This is a genomic window from Candidatus Stygibacter australis (genome assembly GCA_030765845.1).
GTDB lineage: Bacteria > Cloacimonadota > Cloacimonadia > Cloacimonadales > TCS61 > Stygibacter > Stygibacter australis.
Genome location: JAVCDJ010000079.1, coordinates 1 through 3699 on the forward strand (window position 1 = coordinate 1; position 3699 = coordinate 3699).

4 protein-coding genes are annotated in these 3699 nt (G+C 35.9%); 2 read left to right on the top strand and 2 right to left on the bottom strand.

Annotated elements, in window-relative coordinates; all coding sequences use genetic code 11:
• Window positions 1-39: 39 nt before the first annotated feature.
• Window positions 40-414, top strand: a complete 375-nt coding sequence (locus tag RAO94_04635) for a hypothetical protein (GenBank protein MDP8321622.1) — start codon at window positions 40-42, stop codon at window positions 412-414.
• A gap of 50 nt (window positions 415-464) precedes the next feature.
• On the top strand, window positions 465-2708 hold the full coding sequence (locus RAO94_04640) for a T9SS type A sorting domain-containing protein (protein MDP8321623.1): 2244 nt from the start codon (window positions 465-467) through the stop codon (window positions 2706-2708).
• Window positions 2709-2784: 76 nt separating this feature from the next.
• Here RAO94_04640 and phoU read toward each other — a convergent pair whose 3' ends face one another.
• Window positions 2785-3444, bottom strand: a complete 660-nt coding sequence (phoU, locus tag RAO94_04645; GenBank protein ID MDP8321624.1) for a phosphate signaling complex protein PhoU — start codon at window positions 3442-3444, stop codon at window positions 2785-2787.
• A 10-nt stretch (window positions 3445-3454) separates the two neighbouring features.
• Window positions 3455-3699 (bottom strand): phosphate ABC transporter ATP-binding protein (locus RAO94_04650; GenBank protein ID MDP8321625.1); only part of this gene is annotated, 245 nt, incomplete at its 5' end.

The following is a 3699-nucleotide window of genomic DNA, read 5'->3' on the forward strand; positions in this document are numbered from 1 at the left end:
AAAGCTGCAGCGATTTCTTGACAAAAAAAGGAGGATACTATGTTTAAGAAAGTAGTATTCATGATTGCAATTATGGCATTTGCACTTGTAGCCAGTGCAGCGGAAGTTAGAGTCCATATCGAAGAAGATAGTGCGACTTGTACAGATATTTATGTTTACTTGATGGACCAGGGTATCAGTTTTGAGGAATATCATAGACACGGTCGCTTTGAAGCAGGACATACAGAAACATTTAATATTCCATACGGGTTGATAATCATAACAGAGGGTATTAAGGTTGTTGGTGAGAACTATTGGGATGAAAATAGTGACTTTATTTCTAATCCCGATCCTGCTATTAACGATGCCTATCTTTGGTTATGGGATGGTACTTCTCCTCCGCCTTCTGAAACTGAACCTAATGATCCAGATTAAATAAAAACATAAAGCCTGCCTGTTCTCAGGCAGGTTTTTGGGAGTAAATTATGAACAAAATTATCTGGCTGTTATTAATATCAGCTACGCAAATGCTATATTCACAGGCAGTTGAAATAGATACTCATGAACCATTTGTGACATCTTATAATTATTTTTTTACTGATTGTATTTTTAGTTATGATGATGTAGTTGTTTTTCATCTAGACTGGGGTATTGTGCTGTTAGAAGAAAATGAAAATAATGAATTAGTGGAACTTTCACGGTTATATACTGATTATTTTTGTTTAATAGTCAGGCAGGGAGACTTTTTATATTACAGTAATTGTGATATTGATGATTATAATTGCAATGAAGAGATACAGATCACAAAGATTGATATCAGTGATCCCTGTGAACCGGTAGAGTGTGATGTAATAGAATTAGAATTAATGGCTTGTACCAATATATTACATGTAATAGAACACTATCTTTTTGTTATGGTGCCTGATTTAAACAGATATTGCCGGCTTGATCTTGAAGATTTCTCAATAGATGGATATTATGATTATAATAGCGTAGTAACCAGATCATTTGGAGATCATATCTTGGGATATAATCAAACAGATCAATTCATAGTTTATCAAAATGGAGCAGACAGCCTGGAAATAGCTGCAGATAATTTCGACCTGTTTGAGGCACATAATAATCAGTCAATTACAAATATCCATCAATTAACAAATGATACTGTCTGCAGTGTCGGCTATCAGAATCTGGTTCTCTGGAATATAAGTGATTTAGAAAACTGGATACAATTAGATTACTGGGAAATTAATGATAATACCTGTATAAACGAGTGCGGAAACATAGTCTGCTGCGATGATAAGTTATATTTGAATACAATGGAAAATATATATGAACTGCAAATAGATAATACTATTGAGGTGATAGATATTCTGGAATTACCCCATCAACTCTCACCCCATACTATCGGGCATACTGACAGTAAGATATTGATACCGGATCCTAACGGAATTGCAATAATCAGCAGAGATAATAATGATCTTCAGTGGTGTGGATTTTGGGGTGATAACCCCATATTCTATAATCATAATCTGATAGGTGATAATTATTTCCTTTCAAGTATGACTATGTATAATTACAAGGGGCTATACCAGTATAATGTATCATTTCCTCCCGAACCATCTCAATCTCAAATATTATTACCGGATAATGACTATTATCTTATGAAAGTTAGTGGCGATTTGTTTTATATGCTGGACTACTGGAATAATAACTGGGACTTATATTGTTTTGATAATAACAATTTAGTGTTAGTAACCCAATTCCCTTATATGCAGCAAAATGAAATGTTTAACTGGATTCTTACTGATGAATATGAAGATGAAGCATTTTATATAAGTAAACCTGTTACCAATCTGCTGCAAAAATACAATATTAACAATAATGAAGTAGAATTAGTTTTTGAAGATAATTTTCCAAATCAGAAGTGCGGATTTATTCAAAATGGGATAGCGTACTTTTTACAAAGTGATGGTGATTATCAAAATTTGATGATTTATTCTGGTTTGGATGATAATGAAGTTGTATTATGTAATCAATATGATAACCTTGTTTCGGGATCCTACTGCTTTCTTCGATACTTAAATCAAAATTATATGCTGATCCAGGAAACTCTGGAAAATATTAGTGTTTTTGCCTATGAAGGCACTGGGCTCTCAGGACAATCTTTTACATTATCGACAACTGGAGCTATGGATTTTAAAATTTATGAGAATTATCTGATTTGTTGTGATAGTAATTATCTATATTTCTATGAAATTAGCGAGACTTCCTCTGGTATATTAGAGCCAGAGCAATTCGTGGAATTATGCTATTCTGTGAGTAGATTGCAGCTCTATGAAGGTGATAGGAGAGATTTTCTATTCTGTTTTGGACATGCGGCAGTATCAGTAGTGGAAATTAGTATCACAGACGAAATATTAGATACGGAAATTGTGGCTGACCCCTTATCAATAACTACCTTCCCTAATCCTGTTTTTACAAACCGGAATGAACAAGTTAGTTTCCAGTTATCTGATCAATCTAAGCAGAATGAAGGAAACTATAAATTATCTGTATATAATATCAAAGGTCAGCTTGTTCATCAGCGAAAATCCAAAAATGATGGAAACGAGTCTTTAAGCTGGGATTGCTGCCTGAAGAATGGCATAAAAGCACCCTCAGGCGTGTATTTATACAAAGTAGATACCGGCGAAGGATCATCAACAGGGAAATTTATTGTCACGAAATAGGAAATTCATTTATGGACATGATGGGCATGATCGACAGAATAGCTTTCGTCCATTGAGTCCATACTGTCCATTATGTCTATAAAAAGAGCTGGGCAGCATTATGTTTCACCACGCGTCCTTTTACCATAAAAACAACTTCTTCACAGATATTTGTGGTAAGGTCAGCTATGCGTTCCAGGTGACTGGCGATTTCATTTATCTGCATCCGCACGGGAGTAGTTTCTGGAGATGAGATCATGTGGCTCATATTCACGCGGAATATCTGATCACGCAGATTATCAATCAGGTCATCAGCTCCCATCACCATACTGGCAAGTTCCGTATCCTGATTAATAAAGGCTGCTATAGAATCACGCATCATATTCATAGTCTCTTTGAACATCACAGGCAGGTCAATATATTTTATGATCACCGGACTTTTGAGGATACGGGTGGCACATTTGGTGATATTGACAACGTGATCTCCTAATCTTTCCAGGTCATTATTCATCTTGATGATCATGACAATAGTACGCAGGTTTTTTGCTTCCGGCTGATGCAGTGCCATTAAGCCAATAGCATCGTCTTCCACCTGCATTTCCAGATCATTTAACTTATCTTCCAGTTTATATATTTCAGTAAATATCTCTTCATTTCTCTCAAAAAGTCCTTCATAAGCCATTGAGATCATTGAGCTCACGTAATCAGCTTCCTCTGTGATTAGCTTGCGTAAGCCATTTAATTTCATTTCTAACATGTTTTCTCCTTTAGCCAAACACACCATTAAGGTAGGCTTCAGTTCTTTTATCTTTGGGCACAGTGAACATCGTCTGGGTTTTGGCAAATTCCACCATTTCTCCCAGATACATAAAACCCGTGTAATCCGAAATACGCCCAGCCTGGGCAATATTATGAGTAACTATCAGAATTGTCACTTTATCTTTGAGGGCAAGGCACAATTCCTCGATTTTGGCAGTGGATTGGGGATCGAGAGCTGAGGTGGGCTCATCCA